Origin of the sequence: Chryseobacterium piperi (assembly GCF_002285635.2) — a bacterium.
GTDB lineage: Bacteria > Bacteroidota > Bacteroidia > Flavobacteriales > Weeksellaceae > Chryseobacterium > Chryseobacterium piperi.
Genome location: NZ_CP023049.2, coordinates 3,052,107 through 3,069,719, shown reverse-complemented (window position 1 = coordinate 3,069,719; position 17,613 = coordinate 3,052,107). Strand labels below are relative to the sequence as shown.

Genomic DNA, 17,613 nt, shown 5'->3' with positions numbered 1-17,613 from the left:
AAATGAATCGAAAACATTTTAACCCTAAAAAATATAGGGGTGTAGTCGAAAAATTTAATTTTTTAAAGAATTGATGCGGTGTTTTTATCGCTTAAAAAAAATAATGCCCTTAAATAGCTTGTTAAAAGATACTTAAAATAAAATTGATGGAAGAGTCGTATATTTGTGTGAAATTTATTTTATGACAAATTCTAGAGCAAGAGAAACAACAGAGGCAATTGAAAGACTATACATTTCTATGAGACACTTATTTTATAGAGGGTTTTTCAAACCGGCTGGTGTTTCAGGAGAAAGTATAAGAAGTTTGTTGAAAACCATCAATCCCGAAATTTATGGCACCATGAATGTTCCTAATAAGCTGGAACTGGATGGGTTGATGTATGTTTTAGACAGGCTTCCTGAAGGAATTGAAGAATGTGCTTTTATTCACCTTACATCAGATGAGGGTTTTGATAAAGGAAGTTTCGAACCTATTGTTCCCAAAAAGAGAAGAAGAAACTGCTATAGAATAGACGAACACCAGATGAATATTGAAGTTCTTTTAGGACGTTCAGAAATTTATGATATTCTTACCCACTTAACATTCTTATTTATAGAAGCGGATAAAATCCGTAACCTGGCTTTCATTCAGGATGAAAACTGGAAGCCCACGCGTGCTTTTAAAATTATAGAAGAAGTAGTAAAGGGAGAGAAGAAATTCAGCAGAAAAGAAAAAGAAGTTGCATTGATTCACCTTTCTTCTTTAATAGGAAGAACATTTGATGAAACTTTAAGAGCTTACAATACGTTTGGGGATGATGATAATCCTGACCGTTTATTCAAAATCATCTATAACTTGGGAAGAGTAAGTTTAGAAGATGCGAAGCAAAGCAGAGAAAGGGAAATTCATTTCAGTGCTATTTTAAAAGAAAGAGTAGGACATCATTATTTTGGTGAAAAATGGGCTCATAAGGTGAAAGAGGTTTTATTTGAAAACAATCTTCATATGCGTCCGTTGCATATTATTTCAGCTAATATGCATTCGGTGAAAAATATGCTTTATGCTAATGATGCATTAAAGAAAAAAGACCACAAGGAAGTTGACTATAAATTATACGGGGAAATTTCTGATAAAAAAGAGCTTCGTGATAAAGTCTCTAAATATGCTTTAGATCAGGGATTGATCTATATTGATGATAAAAGTGGAAGTAATATAGATGTTCAGATCATTGATTTAAGCAAAACTGATCTTAAAAACACGCCTTTTAGCCAGACGAAATATTCCGGAGATGATGTCATCATGGTTTTTGACTATGCTTTCGGAGAGCAGGCATTTGAGGTTATGGATGAACTTCTTAGACCTTTCGAACATAAAGGAGAGGTGTATATGATGAAAGTGAAATCTGTATCTATCATGGGTAAAGCAGGAATTCTAACCGGAGAAAAAGGGGATATTATGATCCCAACCTCCCATATTTTTGAGGGAACTGCTGATAACTATCCATTTGAAAATGCATTGAAACTGGATGATTTTAAGGATGATGAATTAAAAGCTTTTGAAGGAACGATGATCACGGTTTTAGGAACATCACTTCAGAACAGAGATATTTTGTCTTATTTCATGAATACTTCATGGAAAGCAATCGGTCTTGAAATGGAAGGCGCTCACTACCAGAAAGCTATTCAGGTGGCCTCTAAAATCAGACATCATATTGCACCGGATCTATTTGTTTGCTATGCTTATTATGCTTCAGATAATCCCTTGGAAACGGGAAGTACACTTTCTTCAGGAGGTTTAGGACTTACAGGTGTAAAGCCAACTTATCTGATTACGTTGAAGATCCTTGAAAAGATCTTACAAAGCGGAAAAAAAGAAATTTCTGCTAAAAAATAATCTTACTTTCAGTTAGATATAAGCCTCGAGTGTAAAAACTTGAGGCTTTTTTATTTGTTAAAAACAAATGCCACTAATTGGCTTTACAAATAGTACCAATATATTTGTTGTTAAAATTGTGTAAGCATTGGTGTTATTAGTGTTAAAAAAAGATCTGCGTTATCTGCGAGATCATAGAACTCTAAATTAATTATCTTGAGAAAGACAAAAATTAATCTGATCAGAAAATTACTGGATGCGCAACCATAGCTTTTTTACCTCTCGAAGGTTTTACAGATTAAGCAGATTATAATGTGTGGATATTTGAAGAATTTGCTGGAAGATAAATCAGCTATAGTTTACTTAAACAATATAAATATTGAACATAACTCCACATTTTTGAGGTTTACTTAAATTACCTACCTTTAAAAAAAATAAATTTTAAATGAAAAAGTCGATTGCAATCATTTTTGCGTTTATCATTTCACAATTTCAAGCGCAGCAAACTCCTTATTATCAGCAGGCTGCCAAATACAAAATGGATATTGATGTTAATGCAGAAAAATTTACTTACCAGGGAAATCAAACATTAGAATATACCAATAACTCTCCGGATGAACTGAATGTGGTTTATTTCCATTTATATTGGAATGCTTTTAAACCGAATTCTATGATGGACCAAAGAGTTGGAGGTCAGGGTAAGAATGGTGACTCAAGATTGCAGAAAGATGGAATTTCAAGATTGGCTTCTATTCCTAAAGATCAGGAAGGAGCTCAAAATATTCATTGGATTAAACAAAATGGAAAAGACCTGAAGTTTGAAATCCAGGAAACAATTATGAAGGTTTATTTAAACCAACCGATTAAGCCTAATTCGACGACATCTTTCACCATGGAATGGGATGCGGTAATTCCGCAACAGATCCGAAGAAGTGGAAGAAATAATAAAGAAGGAGTGGATATGACCATGACTCAATGGTACCCAAAAATTTCTGAATACGATTATGATGGATGGGCAACTTTTGATTATATCGGAAGAGAGTTTCATGCCCCTTTCTCAGATTTTGATGTTACCATTAAAATTGATAAAGACTATGTAATAGGTGCTGGAGGAATTCTAGCTAACCCTACAGAAGTAAAAGGGTATGATGCGAATGCAAAAATCAAAACAGAAAAAAATAAGAAAGCGATATGGAAGTGGACTGCTAAAAATATTCTTGATTTTGCATGGAGTGCAGACCGTGATTATGTAGTTAAGGGATTTGATGTTCCTAATGGTCCGAAAGTATATCTGGTTTACCAGAAAAATGATAAGACCAAGGTTTGGGAAGAGGCTCAACCCTATGTTACCCAATATTTTCAGATCATGAATTCCCATTTTGGAAAATATGCCTATCCGACATACGCGTTTATCCAAGGTGGAGATGGTGGAATGGAATACGGAATGTGTACCATGATTTTAGGAGAAGCAAAAGATATAGAAGGATTAATGGGATTAATGGCTCATGAAGGCTCTCACTCATGGTATCAGCAGATGCTTGCTACAAATGAATCGGTACGTCCATGGCTGGATGAAGGATTTACAAGCTATGCAGAAAGTTACGTGATGTATCAGCTATTTCCGCCACAGAATAAGTTTCCTAACCCTTTCGTTAAAACGTTAGACGGTTACAGAAACTTTATCAAAAAAGGGATTGAAGAACCTGCGGTATGGTTGGGGGATCACCACGATAACGGAACATCATATACATATTCTACTTATGTAAAAGGGGAATTGTACCTTGTTGAGTTAGGATATATCGTAGGAGAAGAGAATCTGGCAGAAATCATGAAACAGTATTTTAATACCTGGAGCCTAAAACATCCTACGGATCGTGATTTTCTTCATATTGCTCAAAAGGTTTCAGGAATGGATCTGAAGTGGTTCCATCATTATTGGATCAATACTACCAAGACTATTGATTATGGAATTAAAGATGTGAAATATGATGCAAAATCCACTACGGTTACTTTAATTAATAATGGACAGGTTCCTATGCCGATTGATTTCAGCATCATGACAAAAGATAAGAAAATCGTGACCTACCAGATTCCAACGAATCTTACCCATACCTGGAAGAAGAAAGATGCCTATGGAGACTTTACAACAGTAAATTACTGGCCATGGACACAAAAGGAGTATACTTTGACTATTCCTTACACTAAATCCCAGCTGGAAGTGTTAGGAATAGATTTCAGTCAGAGGTTGGCGGATATCAATATGGAAAATAATTTTATAGAAGTTAAATAAAATAAAAAATGGGGAGTGTTGAAAAATACTCCCCATTTTTTTATCAAAGGTTGGGGGCACACGAAGGAGGAATTATGCAATTAAGTGCAGTGCACGGATTGGCAGGGCATTTGGTTCCCGGACATATGGCAGGGACACTGCTGCCTGGAATAGGACAGTTTACATTTCCTCCCTGAATAGATTTTAATCCATTTCTTGAAAGTCTTTTTAAATTTTTCATATTGATTTTGTTTAGGTTGGTTTCTTTACTGACAAATCTAGAATAATAGATCGTTGGCAGAAAGTAAGAAACAGCAGCTGTTTATCCGGCACTAGTAAGTGTATATTTATATCTTTTAAATGTAATTTTATACATCCGGATTTGATATAGAAAAATTGAATCAGCTTCATTCAGATATTTTTCATTTCAAATCCTCTTTTTTAAACGTAAAACTTTATTTTTACAATTATTTTTCTTAAAAAAATTAAATGAACTCTATCGTAATTAATGTAGGAAACAGCAATATCAGGTTTGGTCTTTTTGATGATGACAATTGTGATGTTTCATGGGTGATCAATACGAAGCCATACAGAACAGCAGATGAACTATATGTTCAGATGTTAATGCTTTATCAGACCTATAAAATTGAGCCCAAAGAAATAACTAAAGTTATTATAGGTTCGGTTGTACCTCAACTTACTAAAGTGATTGGTTCAGCTATAAAAAAGATACATGGTATCTCTCCTGTGATTGTTGATAGAAGTACTCCATCGGGGGTTCAGGCAAAGTCTAAGCAAATGGGAACGGATATTTATGCTAACCTTGTAGCGGCACATACGATGTATCCTGATCGTAAGAAAATCATTATAGACTTCGGAACTGCACTTACAGCAAGTTGTGTTACTGAAACTGGTGAAACTCTGGGGGTGATTATTGCGCCGGGAATTGTAACTTCATTAAATTCTTTAATCAGCCATACGGCTCAGCTTCCTGAAATTGAATTGAAAAAGCCCAAATCAGTACTGGGACTGGATACCGTGACCTGTATGCAGAGTGGGATGGTGTACGGCTTTTTAGGAATGGTAGAAGGGTTTATTGATCGAATTAATGAGGAAGTCAATGATGATTGTTTTGTAATTGCTACAGGAGGTGTTTCCCACGTGTATAAACCGCTGACGACTAAAATACATATAACAGACAGGCTTCATACCTTAAAAGGGCTATATTTTTTAGGAAAAGATTTATAAAATGAGAGAATTTCCGGTTATAGAAACAGAAAGACTGGTTCTTTCACAATTAGAAGAAACTGATCTTCCCTATATTGTTGAATATCTTCAGGAAAAAGTTTTTTCTAAACTTACGGCTAATATTCCATACCCTTATTCTGAAAAGGATGCGGAGTTCTGGCTAAAATCGTCTCGGGAAGCTTTCGAAAATCAATCAGGATATATTTTTGCGATCCGTGATAAAAGCCGAAAAATAATAGGGACTATCGGAGTTCACGACAGGGGAGATGATAAGGCTGAGTTGGGGTATTGGCTTGCTGTTCCTTTCTGGAATAAAGGTTATGTTACCGAAGCGGCATTAGCTGTTGTTGAATTTGCATTTAAAGAACTGGGATATAATAAAATTTTTGCGACGCACTTTTTCCACAATCCATCTTCAGGCAGAATTATGGAAAAAATAGGTATGCAGCAGGAAGCGGTTTTAAAACAGCACCTCAAAAAAGATGGGGAGTATTTTGATATTCCTATGTATTCTATTTTTAAGAATAAATACCTGTAATTTAGAATAAGAGAAGTTGTCGCCAGACAGAGTATTTTATAATCTGGCAATTCCGCGATTTCGCTAATCAGCATTTTCACCGCTATAAAACATAGAAATTACAGAAACTACCTTTTTGATTGAAAGAACTCTTTTACAATACTGGAGCACTCGTTTTCCATAATTCCTGTGACAATCTCCGTTTTTGGATGAAGAGAAAGGTGTTTGTTGATGAATCCTCTTTGCTCGTCCCGGGCTCCTATAACCACTTTAGAAATTTGTGACCAGGAAAGCGCTCCTGAGCACATGACACAAGGTTCCATGGTCACATACAGGGTACAATTGATGAGATATTTCCCCCCTAAAAAATTAGCGGCAGAAGTAATGGCCTGCATTTCTGCATGAGCTGTAACATCATTAAGGGTTTCCGTAAGATTATGGGCTCTGGCAATAACACGGTTATTAGATACTACCACGCATCCGATAGGTACCTCATCTTTTTCAAAAGCAATTTCAGCTTCCTGAAAAGCCATCTTCATAAAATATTCGTCTGTAAACATTGTATTATTTATTCAATAGTCATTGTTAATGGAAGTTTGAAACGGTATCTTACAGGATCTCCATTGATTATAGCAGGAGAAAATTTTTCTGAAAGAGAATATAATGCAATTTGGGCTTGCCTGTTAAATGTAAAATTTTCTCCCTGAGCATCTACATTGCTGATGCTTCCATCTTTCTCTACAATAAATGCAACGTTCGCTTTAACCATTTTAAGTTCTGAATAAACACCGTCAATATAAAAAAGATTGGCAACCTCCTGTCTTAATGCATTGATGCCACCAGGGTAATCTGCCGGTTTATCCGTAACAGGGAAGATTTCGGGAGCTTTTTCAGGGGAGGTCATTTTGTTTTCCAGTTGTAATCTACGGAGGTCTTCTATATTTTTTGTCTTTAATAAAGCTCCTATTAAAGCTACATTTTCAATACTATCCATTTTTTTCATAAAAAATAGAAAGTCTTGCTTGATAGAAGCCTTTTGGAAAGTTCCGGGTTCTGCATCAAATTTTTTCTTGAATTCATTATTAAGCATACTGCGGTGCTGATTGTAATATGTTTTCACAAGTCTGAATTCTTCTTTTTGTTGTGAAAAGAAAAAGGAAGAAAATAAGCAGCATAAATAAAGAAATAGGGCTTTCAATGATGGTATGTTTATGTAAAAATACTCAAAAAAAAATAAAATTAAACAGTGCCTAATTACTCTTCAAGATAACTATTTAAAGATTCCTGTAAATGATTGCGAATATCATCAACTAAACATTTAGGTTCTAAAACCCGTACTTCTTTACCATAAGAAAGGATTTCCTGCATAAAATCATAAGTAGGATGGAGGAAAAACTCAAAATAAATTTCATTCGGAGTCTCCTTTATCTCTTTTTGTGACTGATGAAGCGGAAAGCTTTTGATGTATTCTCCTTGATGTCGGGTGCATTTCAGAGTGATTTTCTGAGGTTTTTGCTCCGCTAAATTCATCACTCCAAAGGCATTTTTAAAATGTTCTCTAAAGTTATAAGAGTATTTCTCTCGGAATTTATTTTTGCTTACATCCAGATAATTAATTCTGTCTAATCCGAAAGATTTTAAAATTTTATCTTTGGTATCAATAGCGATCAGATACCAGCGGTCTTTAGACTCTTTCAAGGCCAAAGGATGGACCTTACGTGAAGTCATCAATTTATTCTTATAATTATAATGCTCAAAAGAAACCACTCTTTTGTTACGTATGGCGAAGAAAAGGTCGTAGAAGTGATCAACCCCTGTTGGTTTTCTGGATTCAAAAAAAATGAAATTTGAAAAATCAGGATGAAGGTTTAATGCATTACTTACCTGAAAAGATTCCAATAATTTCTGGTTGTATTCATCCACCTCCATAATGGGGCGGCTTTCGATATAATATCGGTTGTCTCCTTTTTTCTTGTTATGAATGGAAAGATTAAAAAGATCCGAAATCTCACGGATATCTCTTTGCAAAGTACGGATCGAATAGCTTTTGATATCCGCATCCTGAAACTCAAAAGAGTTCAAAAGATAATCCTCCAGCTGCGAATAGGTAGCCGGAGAGCTTTCCAATCTTTTGATGATCAAAGCATATCTTGTCAGGTAAAAATCTTTTTTCATTCGGATATATTTTTATGTTGCAGTTTACCAGCAGTTATTTTGTCGAATGGAATGTCCTTTACATTTCTCATTACTTTAAGACAATTCATGGTTTAGTTTTCTGTAACAAATATAGATTCTTAATGCGACAAAACGTGTCGTGTTTTATTTTTGTGGATAAGTTTTATGATTAACACTCTCAAAAAAGAGGGGTCAGATTTTTCAAAAAAATGCTGATTGGTTGAGGGAATAGAAATATTGAGCTACCTGTTGTATATTTCCCAGAGCTCTCTTTGCAAAATGAGATCATTTCGGCTTTTGATAAGGTTATAATTCGCCTGGAGCCAATTATTACGAACCACAAAAAAGGTATAGGCATCCATTAATCCTTCTTTGTATTTTTCTTCTGATTTGTCGAAAGAGCGTTTTTGGTTTTCAAAGTTCTGTTGTAGAAGCCTGTATTTTTCTTCTGAATTTAGGTATTGAATTTTGATGGATTTTAAAGCCGTAACCAGATTGCTGACTGTTTTTTCTTTTTCCAGATCAGCATTGATTTTACTAAGTTTTGCAATTTCCACATTAGATTTTATCTGAAGCTTATTAAATACCGGAATGTTGAGGTTAAAATAGACCTGTTGATTTTTATTCTGATTAAACTGATCTGAGAATGGAGTAGCTGCCTGATTTCCTCCTAAAACTTTGCTGTAAAAGGTTGACCATGCATACAGGCCATTAAGGGTTGGCAGATAGCCACTTTTCTCAACCTTAATACGTTCTTCGGAAACCTGAATTTCTTTCAGAATAGCCATGTAGGCAGGGTTCTTTTCCAGCATTTCTTTTATGAAATTTTCATCCGAAAAAGACAATACAGAAGGAGTATCGGAAGTATTTTGAATAAACTCTATAGTGTCTGAATTAATGGCCAGTGCATTGAGTAGACTATTTTTAGAAATCTCTCTTTGATTCTTGGCGGAAACCCATTGTTCCTGTAGCGTTCCCATATTGGCTTTTATATCATAAACATCACTTTTGGGGCGGTTGCCGATTTCTACTTCTTTCTCTGTTCTTTTAATTTGTTCTTCTACACCATCCAACTGGGTTTTCAGTACATCGAGCCATGCTTTATCATTTTGATACTGGAAAAATAGCTGAATGACATTGAGTGCAATATCATTTTGTACTGCTTTAAGGCGATAATCAGAACTTTCCTTATTCATCTTATTCAGAGAAATATTCATAAAATTTCTCCAGTTAAATAATTCCCAGTTAGCTCTTGCGGAGAATTCTGTATTTCCGACATTAAGGGTTTCCCGTTGGTTGGTTCCAGGGTTGATGGTAGATCCAAAACTATAATTCTGACTCGTTCCTGCAGTTACAGAAGGCAATAACATTCCTTTAGAAGCAATAACTTCTTGTTTACGCTGATCTACTTTCAGAATACTTTGCTGAACAGTAGGGTGCTTAGTGGTTGCATATTCCAGTGTTTTTTGCAGGTTCCATTCTTCTGTCTGCTGGGCAAACAGTATCGTAGGAAAACTGAGGAAAATGAGCTTTTTTAACATGATTTTTCTGGGTAATAATTTGTGCTTCGTACGTTGTACTTTGCCTTATTCATATTTTAAATACTTTACCAGTTCTACTTTGGTTGTCCGATATGCTTTGATACTCACGACAAGAAATGTTAACAATAAAAGAATGACCAGGCTTAAGAAATATGGCCACCACGGCATTTCTATACGATAGGCAAAATCTTTCAGCCATTCATTGATAAAATAATAGCTGATCGGAATGCTCACAAACACAGCCAATAGAGTAATCCAAAGAAACTTTTTAGTGAGGTCTTTGATTAGTGTTCCATCTGATGCTCCAAGGGTTTTCTTAATAGCTACATCTTTTAGCTTTTGTTCAATCATTAAAGAAGACAAAGCAAACAATCCTAAAAGCGCCACGATGAGTACTACTGAATTAAGAATAGAAAATAATAATCTCTGCTTTTTAAATTTGTCAAAGGTTTTGGCAAAATTTTTATTAACAAAATTTCCTTCAAAAGGATAGCCTGGTTCTACTTCTGTTTCCCAATATTTCTTGATACGTTCTGTATTCTCGGCAATATGATCTCCGGAAAGCTTAATTTGTAAATTGGTCATTTGGTTTTTGGTCCAGTATCTTTGATAATTAAAGAACATTACCGGGTTGACTTTGTCTTGTACTCCTCCGTAATAGAAATCTTTTATCACTCCAGTAATCAGCATGTCAGTACTATTAGGAGCTATGCCACTCCAGATCTCTTTGCCTAGAGCTTCAGTATTATTCCAGCCCATACTTTTCACAAAGGCTTCATTAACCACTAAACCTCTCATTGTATCGGTGGTCATTTTTGGATTAAGATCCCGGCCGACCACGAATTTTATGTTATAAAATTTTAAGTAGTTAAAGTCTATGGCTCCGATTCCGGCTCCTGTAGTTTTTGTAGAATCTCTTTTATATTTGGCTCCAGAAAAATTTCTAAGACCGTCGCCTATGCTCTGTGTTGAACCTGTAACGTCTACTACGCCAGGGAAATGTTTTATTTTATCTTTGTATAGTTCGTATTTTCTTTGGTTATAGTTTCCATCAATAAAATTGGTCTTTTTAAAATTGATCTGAAAAACCTGGTCTCCATTAAATCCTAGGTTTTTCTCCATCATATAATTCACTTGTTTATAGACAATCAGTGAGCAGATAATAAAAAATGAAGAGATGATAAGCTGTAATGATAGAATTATATTTCGGAGCCAGATCCCATGCCTGCTCCGGGCAAAGTTTCCCTTTAGGGTCTGAATAGGCTTAAAACTAGAAAGATAAACTGCTGGAATAATCCCGGAAATAAGAGCAAAACTTAGTACAATAAGAGTTGCATAGACATAGACCTGGAAACCTTCTACCTTAATTTCTTTTCCTAAAAACTTACTATATGATGGTAAGAGTAATTCTAATATAACCATAGAAATGATAAAGGCAGCGGCATACATCATGAGTGCTTCTAATAAAAACTGTGTAACTAATTTTCCTTTAGAACTGCCCAAGGCTTTACGAATTCCAACCTCTTTAGCTCGTTGTGAGGCTTGTGCTGTATTGAGATTAATAAAATTGATTCCCGATAATAGCAGAATGAGGCCTGCCAGGGATATCAAAATTATAATGGATTTTTTATCACCTTTCATTATTCCGGAACCTTTAGCATCCAGTTTCATATCCCGAAGATTGGTTAAATGAACTTTAATAGGATCCCTGTCATCAACAGCCCATCCGCTTTTTTTATTTTCAAGTCTTTCATTATCATTATCCCATTTAGAAAGCTTTTCTTCCAGCTTAGCAATATCTGTATTGGGTTTTATTTTAAAAAAACCACAATAATTATAGTTGGTCCAGTTCTCTTTACTATCATTAATAAAAGGGTCGCGAATTACAAAACCGCCTTGAAATACCGTATTTTCTGTTTCCGTAGGCAGTTTATAAATTGCCTGTACTACATATTTGCTACCGTCACTATCTGATACTATTGTTTTCCCGATACTATGGAGATAATCTTTCCCGAAAAGCTGTTTGGCTGTATCTTCAGAAAGAGCTGTAGATACATTATCTACCAGGATATTTTCATAGCTTCCCGCTATTTTAGGGAATTGGAGTACTTTAAAGAAATCTTCAGTGGCAATAATGGGGGTTGTATATACAGAACGATTGTCTACAACTAATTTACTTTTCATTTCCGGCCATATATTGGTTACCGTATAATTGTTGATCTCGGAGAATACTTTAGGCGAAGTATACAAAAGAGGATAATTGACTTGAGAAACATAGCTGTCTTTTCCGTTTTGTATTTCCACGAAATATACATTATCCCCATTGGGAATCCATTTTTCATAGGACCTTTCATCCTGCCAGTTTAGAAAAACCAGCAGAAATATAGTTAAACCAATGGACAGTCCTAAAAGGTTGATTACTGTGGTAAGCCAGTTCTTTTTATAATGGGTTAGTGATATTTTAATCCAATTTTTTAACATAGTCTTATTCTTTAATTTATTGACTATTTACTATCGTATAATAAATGGTCTTTACAGGAATTTTCAGATTTCTAATCTCGATTTATTCATACTTCAAATACTTGATCATCTCAACTTTGGTCGCTCTATAGGCTTTGATACTTACCACCAAGAACGTTAACAGTAAAAGAATCACCATACTTAAGGCATAAGGCCACCAAGGCATTTCTATACGATAGGCAAAGTCTTTCAGCCATTCATTGATAAAGTAATAGCTGATCGGAATGCTTATAAATACAGCGAACAGTGTAATCCAGAGAAACTTTTGGGTTAAATCTTTGATTAATATTCCATCTGATGCACCTAATGTTTTTTTAATGGCTATATCTTTCAGTTTTTGTTCAATCATTAATGAGGATAGAGCAAACAATCCTAAAAGTGCCACGATGAGTACTACTGAATTGAGAATAGAAAATAATAACCGCTGCTTTTTAAATTTATCAAAGTTTCTCTCAAAGTTTTTATTGACAAAGTTTCCTTCAAAAGGATATCCGGGTTCTACTTCTTTTTCCCAGTACTGTTTAATACGTTCTATATTCTCGGCAATATGGTCTCCGGAAAGTTTAATTTGTAAATTGGTGAGGTTGTTTCTGGTCCAATATCGGTCATAGTTAAAAAACATCATTGGTGGTACTTTATCTTCTACGCCCCCGTAATAAAAATCCTTTACAACTCCTATAATCATCAAACTATGTGATTTGTCATCCATCCCACTGGACATTTCTTTTCCAATAGCTTCTTGCTGGGGCCATCCTATTGTTCGAATAAAAGCTTCATTAACGACGATGCCGCGTGTAGTATCACTGGTAATATTGGGATTAAAATCTTTTCCGGCTAAGAACTTGATTTGATAGAATTTCATAAAATTAAGATCTATTGCACCTACTCCCGCATCTACATATTTGGTTGAATCTCGTTTGTATTTGACAGACGAGGTGCTATTCACTCTATTCCCTATCGTTTGAGATGAGCCTGTAATGTCTATCACTCCGGGGAAAGTCTTTATTTTTTCTTTATATAACTGATATTTTCGCATATTGAAATTATCATCCCAGGATATCTTCTTAAAATTAATCTGGTACACCTGATCGCCATGGAATCCCAAGTCCTTTTCCATCATATGATCCACTTGTTTATAGATAATTAGAGATGAAATAATAAAGAAAGAAGAAATAATCAGTTGTAGCGTTAAAATAGAATTTCGCAACCATATGCCATTTTTACTTCTGGTGAAATTTCCTTTTAAAGTCTGTATAGGTTTAAAGTTAGCAAGATAAACTGCCGGAATAATTCCTGAAACGAAAGCAAATCCCAGGACAATCAGTAGCGTATAGATATATAGTTGTGTGCCTTCTATTCGGATCGTTTTGCCTAAAAACTTCCCATATATGGGTAAGAGTAATTCTATCAGCACCATAGAAATAAGGAATGCAGTAATGTACAGCAGCAATGCTTCGAGTAAAAACTGCAAAATAAGCTGTCCTTTAGAGCTTCCCAAAGATTTTCGAATACCAACTTCTTTGGCCCTTTGTGATGCCTGGGCTGTATTAAGATTGATAAAGTTGATCCCGGAAAGCAATAAAATAAGTACCGCCAGGGATAATAATATCAAAATTGACTTTTTATCACTTCCTTCTAAACCGCCACTTTTAGCATCTAATCGCATATCCCGGATATTGACCAGTCTTATTTTTATGGACTTAACCTGGGGCCAGCCATCTTTGGCTAATTCTATATTCAATTGTTGGACTTGTAATTTAGAAAGTTGGTCTTCTAACACGGATATGTTGGTACCAGGCTTTATACGGAAAAATCCAAAAAAACTATTGTTACTCCAGGTCTGCTTGTTGGGATCGACATTGGTTTCTCTTGTTAGAAACCCCGGACGAAAAATTGTATTTTCTTTCTCATTAGGAAGCTTATAAACTGCCTGTACAACAAGTTTTTTCCCGCCTTCTTCCCTGAAGACTATTTTCCCAATGCTTTGTTTATAACCTTCACCAAAAAGTTGTTTTGCCACATCTTCAGAAAGTGCAACAGAATGATCATCTGCAAAAATGTTTTGATAGCTGCCTGCAATTAAAGGAAAGGGGAGTACCTTAAAAAAGCCTTCTGTTACCCCTCCGTTGCTCGCATAGCTCGAGCGTCCTTCTGCAAGTAAGCGAGATTTGTTGACGTCCCAAAAATTAATAACAGAAAATTCCTGGATTTCTGGAAACAATTTATGCGAGGTCTCTAACATAGGATAGCTTGAGACAGAATTATAAAAGTTTTTATCTATTTGTCGTTCCAGATAGTAAACATTTTCCCCCTGGGGAACCCATTTTTCATAGGACTTGTCATCCTGCCAGTTTAGAAAAACCAGCAGGAATATCGTTAACCCGATAGATAAGCCTAATAGGTTGATTACCGTAGTAAGCCAGTTCTTTCTATAACTAGTGAGTGCTATTTTCAACCAGTTGCGTACCATAATGCTTTAAATTAATTTGATGAATAATTAGGGTCAGGAAGTCAAACTTTGAATAGTAATGTCTTTATTCATTTACGGCATAATCTTCAGGCTTTGCCTTATCGAAAACATCTGTCCTTTTTACGGCATATTCTTCATTAAATATTTCTCCGTCTTTCATGTTCACAATACGGGAAGAAAAACTGGCATCATAAGAAGAGTGGGTTACCATTACAATGGTTGAGCCTTCGCGATGAAGTTCTGCCAAAAGGTTCATCACTTCATTTCCGTTAGTACTGTCCAGATTTCCTGTAGGTTCATCGGCCAGGATAAGTTTAGGTTTGGTAACGAGGGCTCTGGCGACAGCCACTCTTTGCTGCTGTCCTCCGGATAATTGTTGAGGATAGTGTTTTGCACGGTGTCTGATATTGATTTTCTCCATAATTTCTTCTACTCGTTTCTTTCTTTCGGATGAGGAGATTCCATTATAAATTAAAGGGAGCTCTATATTCTCGTATACTGTCAGTTCATCAATCAGATTAAAGTTTTGGAAAATGAAACCTATGTTTTGCTTCCTTACTTCAGATTTTTTTCTTTCGGATAAGCTGGTAATTTCCAGTTCATTGAACTGATAAGATCCGGAGGTGGAAAAATCCAGTAATCCAAGAATATTAAGTAAAGTAGATTTTCCACAGCCCGAAGGTCCCATTATGGCTAAAAATTCTCCTTTGCTAATGGTAAGGTCAACCTGGCTGAGCGCTGAGGTCTGTACATCTTCGGTTCGGTATACTTTAGATATTTTATTTAATGTTATCATAATTTCGCGTAGTTATAAGTTGTCAGTTATGAGTTCTGAGTTTTCAAATTGAGTGATAATAATTTTCAATTCTTTTATGAGTTGTATTTTTAAAAAGGATTGATACTTCCTCCTGAGGTTTGATTGATTTGGGCTACTACATCAATACCATGAAGAGCCTGATAACGGATTTTACCATTGGATGAAGCATGGGCCGTAATTTTCTGATCTACAATCACCGAAATATATCCGGTGGATGATGCCAGCGCAGTGATCTCTCCAGCCTCAAAGTCGTCTCCATCTATTTTACCGGAACTATTGACTTCCAGTTTCGCATACCTGGTCTTTCCGGTCAATATAATTTGACCTGCAGAAGAGGCTGTTCCATTCAGGTTTTGTGTGCTGATATTTCCTTCAAACTTTCCGGCGCTGTTGGCGTCAATGTTTAGAGATTTACTTGTAAAGTCACCTGATATCTTACCGGAACTGCTCAACGTAATCTGAAGGTTATTACTGGAAAATGCATTGGGTACTTTAATGTGTCCCGAATTGGAAGCTTCCAGGCTTTCTATTTTTCTTGCATAGATTACTATTTTAGTACTGGTATTACTCAATTTGAGATTCTTTGTGTTGTCATAATATATATTGAGTACACCATCTTTTACTTCCAGATTCAGGTATTGTATATACTTACTGGTTGCTACTACTTTTTCTATATCCGATTTTATAATCTCCACTTTTATGTTTTGCGAAACTTTTACACCGCTAAAATTTTGTATGTTGAAGGTTTTAGTCTCCAATATCTCTCGATTGTAGAAATGATTTCTGTCGGTATGGTTATTATCGTTTGCTTTTACAGTTGTACAAAATGTTATAATACTGCATATTATGATGAATGATAGGTGTATTTTTTTCATGATTTTAATGCTTTAATAATATATTAATTTATTTTTTTATATCCAGTATTTCATATTTTTTATAATCAGAATAATCTGATACGATCACCATTTCTCCTTCCTTTAGACCGGATACAACTTCATAATACAATGGGTTTTCTCTACCCAGGCTGATACTCTTACGAACCGCTTTACCTTTTTCTACTGCAAAGATCCACTTTCCATTGGTGTCTTTAAAGAAATTTCCCTTAGGAATCATCAAATTTTGTGTATCTGCCGAAAGTTTTAGTTTGACACCAAAGGTCATCCCTATTTTTAGGTCATTGGGTTTGTCATCTGTAAAATTAAGTTCAGCAGAAAATTGGCCTTGTATTACTTCCGGTAAAACTTTAGAGACTATCACTTTATATTCTTTTCCATTGCTCTCCAATATTCCTTTAATTCCGATATGAAGCTTATTGATGTAATATTCATCGACTTTAGCTATAAGCTTATATCCGTCCATCAGGTCTATCTTTCCGATGCTTTGTCCTGTCGTGAGACTTTGACCCAATGAGATCGTAAAGGAAGATAGCCTTCCGGTAGCAGGAGCTAAAATCAAGAAGTTGTTTTTATTATTTCTCAATACACTCAGGCTTTTTTCCATTTGACTAATAGAAGTATTGACTGCAGCAATCTGTGAATCACGGGAATGCTTTTCATTGAGGATGTTCTGTTCCACGATTTGTTTTCTTTTCTGTTGATAGGCCAGATTCTGCTGCGCCATATCATAATCTGTCTTCCTGCCTATTTCAGCATCATATAATCTTTTTTGCAGGTTATAATTTTGTAATGCCGTATTATAATCATTTTGTGATTGCAGGATTTCTTTGTTTTGGGTGAACTCCTGGTTTTTCAGTTCTAACAAAGTATTTCGCATCTGGCTGATCTGCTGCATAATTCCCGTTTCCTGACTCATAAAATTGAATTCGGTATTCGGGTTATAGACTCTGGCGAGAGGCTCTCCCTTAGTCACCATTTTCCCATCCTCTGTATAGACTTCTTTTACGGCTCCACCCTCCATTACATTGACCAAAGATGAGTTTAAGGATTGTGTCTGTGCTGTAATCATCATCATATCTTCAAACTTACCTTTGGTGACCTTCTCAATTTGTATATCCTCTTCTTTTACATTGAAAGTCTTTTTCTGCTGGAAAAAATAGCTCAAAAACAATCCGAGGATTGCAATTCCGGCAATCACAGGAAGAATAATTTTGAGTTTAGATCTTTTTTTTTCTATTTTCGTATCCATTACAGCTATTTGATTTTCAATAATATACACGACAAATGTGCCACGAAAAGAATACATTG

Annotated in this window: 14 protein-coding genes; 5 read left to right on the top strand and 9 right to left on the bottom strand. The window is 35.3% G+C overall.

Features of this window, described 5'->3' with window-relative positions:
• Positions 1 to 181 precede the first annotated feature (181 nt).
• From CJF12_RS13335 to CJF12_RS13320, 5 genes are all read left to right on the top strand, one after another.
• Complete coding sequence (locus CJF12_RS13335) at positions 182 to 1,873, top strand: DUF6909 family protein (protein WP_034680720.1); 1,692 nt, start codon at positions 182 to 184, stop codon at positions 1,871 to 1,873.
• A gap of 424 nt (positions 1,874 to 2,297) precedes the next feature.
• Positions 2,298 to 4,142 carry a M1 family metallopeptidase gene (locus CJF12_RS13330; RefSeq protein ID WP_034680717.1) on the top strand — a complete coding sequence of 615 codons (1,845 nt, stop codon included), beginning with the start codon at positions 2,298 to 2,300 and terminating at the stop codon, positions 4,140 to 4,142.
• An 8-nt stretch (positions 4,143 to 4,150) separates the two neighbouring features.
• Complete coding sequence (locus CJF12_RS19945; RefSeq protein WP_157759861.1) at positions 4,151 to 4,318, top strand: hypothetical protein; 168 nt, start codon at positions 4,151 to 4,153, stop codon at positions 4,316 to 4,318.
• 292 nt (positions 4,319 to 4,610) lie between these two features.
• Positions 4,611 to 5,369: a type III pantothenate kinase gene (locus CJF12_RS13325; protein WP_034680715.1), complete on the top strand. Its 759-nt coding sequence runs from the start codon at positions 4,611 to 4,613 to the stop codon at positions 5,367 to 5,369.
• A gap of 1 nt (position 5,370) precedes the next feature.
• Entirely contained in the window at positions 5,371 to 5,907 is a 537-nt protein-coding gene (locus CJF12_RS13320; RefSeq protein WP_034680712.1) for a GNAT family N-acetyltransferase, read from the top strand.
• A 107-nt stretch (positions 5,908 to 6,014) separates the two neighbouring features.
• Here CJF12_RS13320 and CJF12_RS13315 read toward each other — a convergent pair whose 3' ends face one another.
• The 9 genes from CJF12_RS13315 to CJF12_RS13275 form a co-directional block, all read right to left on the bottom strand.
• Positions 6,015 to 6,446: a nucleoside deaminase gene (locus CJF12_RS13315; protein WP_034680708.1), complete on the bottom strand. Its 432-nt coding sequence runs from the start codon at positions 6,444 to 6,446 to the stop codon at positions 6,015 to 6,017.
• 8 nt (positions 6,447 to 6,454) lie between these two features.
• Positions 6,455 to 7,006: an energy transducer TonB gene (locus tag CJF12_RS13310; RefSeq protein ID WP_228379030.1), complete on the bottom strand. Its 552-nt coding sequence runs from the start codon at positions 7,004 to 7,006 to the stop codon at positions 6,455 to 6,457.
• A gap of 134 nt (positions 7,007 to 7,140) precedes the next feature.
• Positions 7,141 to 8,061, bottom strand: a complete 921-nt coding sequence (locus tag CJF12_RS13305) for a helix-turn-helix transcriptional regulator (protein ID WP_034680707.1) — start codon at positions 8,059 to 8,061, stop codon at positions 7,141 to 7,143.
• 242 nt (positions 8,062 to 8,303) lie between these two features.
• Positions 8,304 to 9,602, bottom strand: a complete 1,299-nt coding sequence (locus tag CJF12_RS13300) for a TolC family protein (RefSeq protein ID WP_034680703.1) — start codon at positions 9,600 to 9,602, stop codon at positions 8,304 to 8,306.
• A 45-nt stretch (positions 9,603 to 9,647) separates the two neighbouring features.
• Complete coding sequence (locus tag CJF12_RS13295; RefSeq protein ID WP_034680700.1) at positions 9,648 to 12,083, bottom strand: FtsX-like permease family protein; 2,436 nt, start codon at positions 12,081 to 12,083, stop codon at positions 9,648 to 9,650.
• 82 nt (positions 12,084 to 12,165) lie between these two features.
• The gene (locus CJF12_RS13290; protein ID WP_034680698.1) at positions 12,166 to 14,592 is read right to left on the bottom strand and encodes an ABC transporter permease; all 2,427 of its coding nucleotides are present in this window, start codon (positions 14,590 to 14,592) and stop codon (positions 12,166 to 12,168) included.
• Positions 14,593 to 14,656: 64 nt separating this feature from the next.
• On the bottom strand, positions 14,657 to 15,388 hold the full coding sequence (locus tag CJF12_RS13285) for an ABC transporter ATP-binding protein (RefSeq protein ID WP_034680696.1): 732 nt from the start codon (positions 15,386 to 15,388) through the stop codon (positions 14,657 to 14,659).
• An 89-nt stretch (positions 15,389 to 15,477) separates the two neighbouring features.
• Entirely contained in the window at positions 15,478 to 16,284 is an 807-nt protein-coding gene (locus tag CJF12_RS13280; protein WP_034680695.1) for a head GIN domain-containing protein, read from the bottom strand.
• Between the two features lie 28 nt (positions 16,285 to 16,312).
• A complete protein-coding gene (locus CJF12_RS13275; RefSeq protein WP_034680928.1) occupies positions 16,313 to 17,554 on the bottom strand; it encodes an efflux RND transporter periplasmic adaptor subunit in 1,242 nt (413 codons plus the stop codon).
• Positions 17,555 to 17,613: the final 59 nt, after the last annotated feature.

Bases quoted from the DNA above. Each gene is read 5' to 3' on its own strand.
- CJF12_RS13285 (WP_034680696.1), bottom strand. From the start codon at position 15,388: ATGATAACATTAAATAAAATATCTAAAGTATACCGAACCGAAGATGTA.
- CJF12_RS13330 (WP_034680717.1), top strand. From the start codon at position 2,298: ATGAAAAAGTCGATTGCAATCATTTTTGCGTTTATCATTTCACAATTT.
- CJF12_RS13325 (WP_034680715.1), top strand. From the start codon at position 4,611: ATGAACTCTATCGTAATTAATGTAGGAAACAGCAATATCAGGTTTGGT.
- CJF12_RS13290 (WP_034680698.1), bottom strand. From the start codon at position 14,592: ATGGTACGCAACTGGTTGAAAATAGCACTCACTAGTTATAGAAAGAAC.
- CJF12_RS13280 (WP_034680695.1), bottom strand. From the start codon at position 16,284: ATGAAAAAAATACACCTATCATTCATCATAATATGCAGTATTATAACA.
- CJF12_RS13315 (WP_034680708.1), bottom strand. From the start codon at position 6,446: ATGTTTACAGACGAATATTTTATGAAGATGGCTTTTCAGGAAGCTGAA.
- CJF12_RS13295 (WP_034680700.1), bottom strand. From the start codon at position 12,083: ATGTTAAAAAATTGGATTAAAATATCACTAACCCATTATAAAAAGAAC.
- CJF12_RS19945 (WP_157759861.1), top strand. From the start codon at position 4,151: ATGGGGAGTGTTGAAAAATACTCCCCATTTTTTTATCAAAGGTTGGGG.
- CJF12_RS13300 (WP_034680703.1), bottom strand. From the start codon at position 9,602: ATGTTAAAAAAGCTCATTTTCCTCAGTTTTCCTACGATACTGTTTGCC.
- CJF12_RS13335 (WP_034680720.1), top strand. From the start codon at position 182: ATGACAAATTCTAGAGCAAGAGAAACAACAGAGGCAATTGAAAGACTA.
- CJF12_RS13305 (WP_034680707.1), bottom strand. From the start codon at position 8,061: ATGAAAAAAGATTTTTACCTGACAAGATATGCTTTGATCATCAAAAGA.
- CJF12_RS13275 (WP_034680928.1), bottom strand. From the start codon at position 17,554: ATGGATACGAAAATAGAAAAAAAAAGATCTAAACTCAAAATTATTCTT.
- CJF12_RS13320 (WP_034680712.1), top strand. From the start codon at position 5,371: ATGAGAGAATTTCCGGTTATAGAAACAGAAAGACTGGTTCTTTCACAA.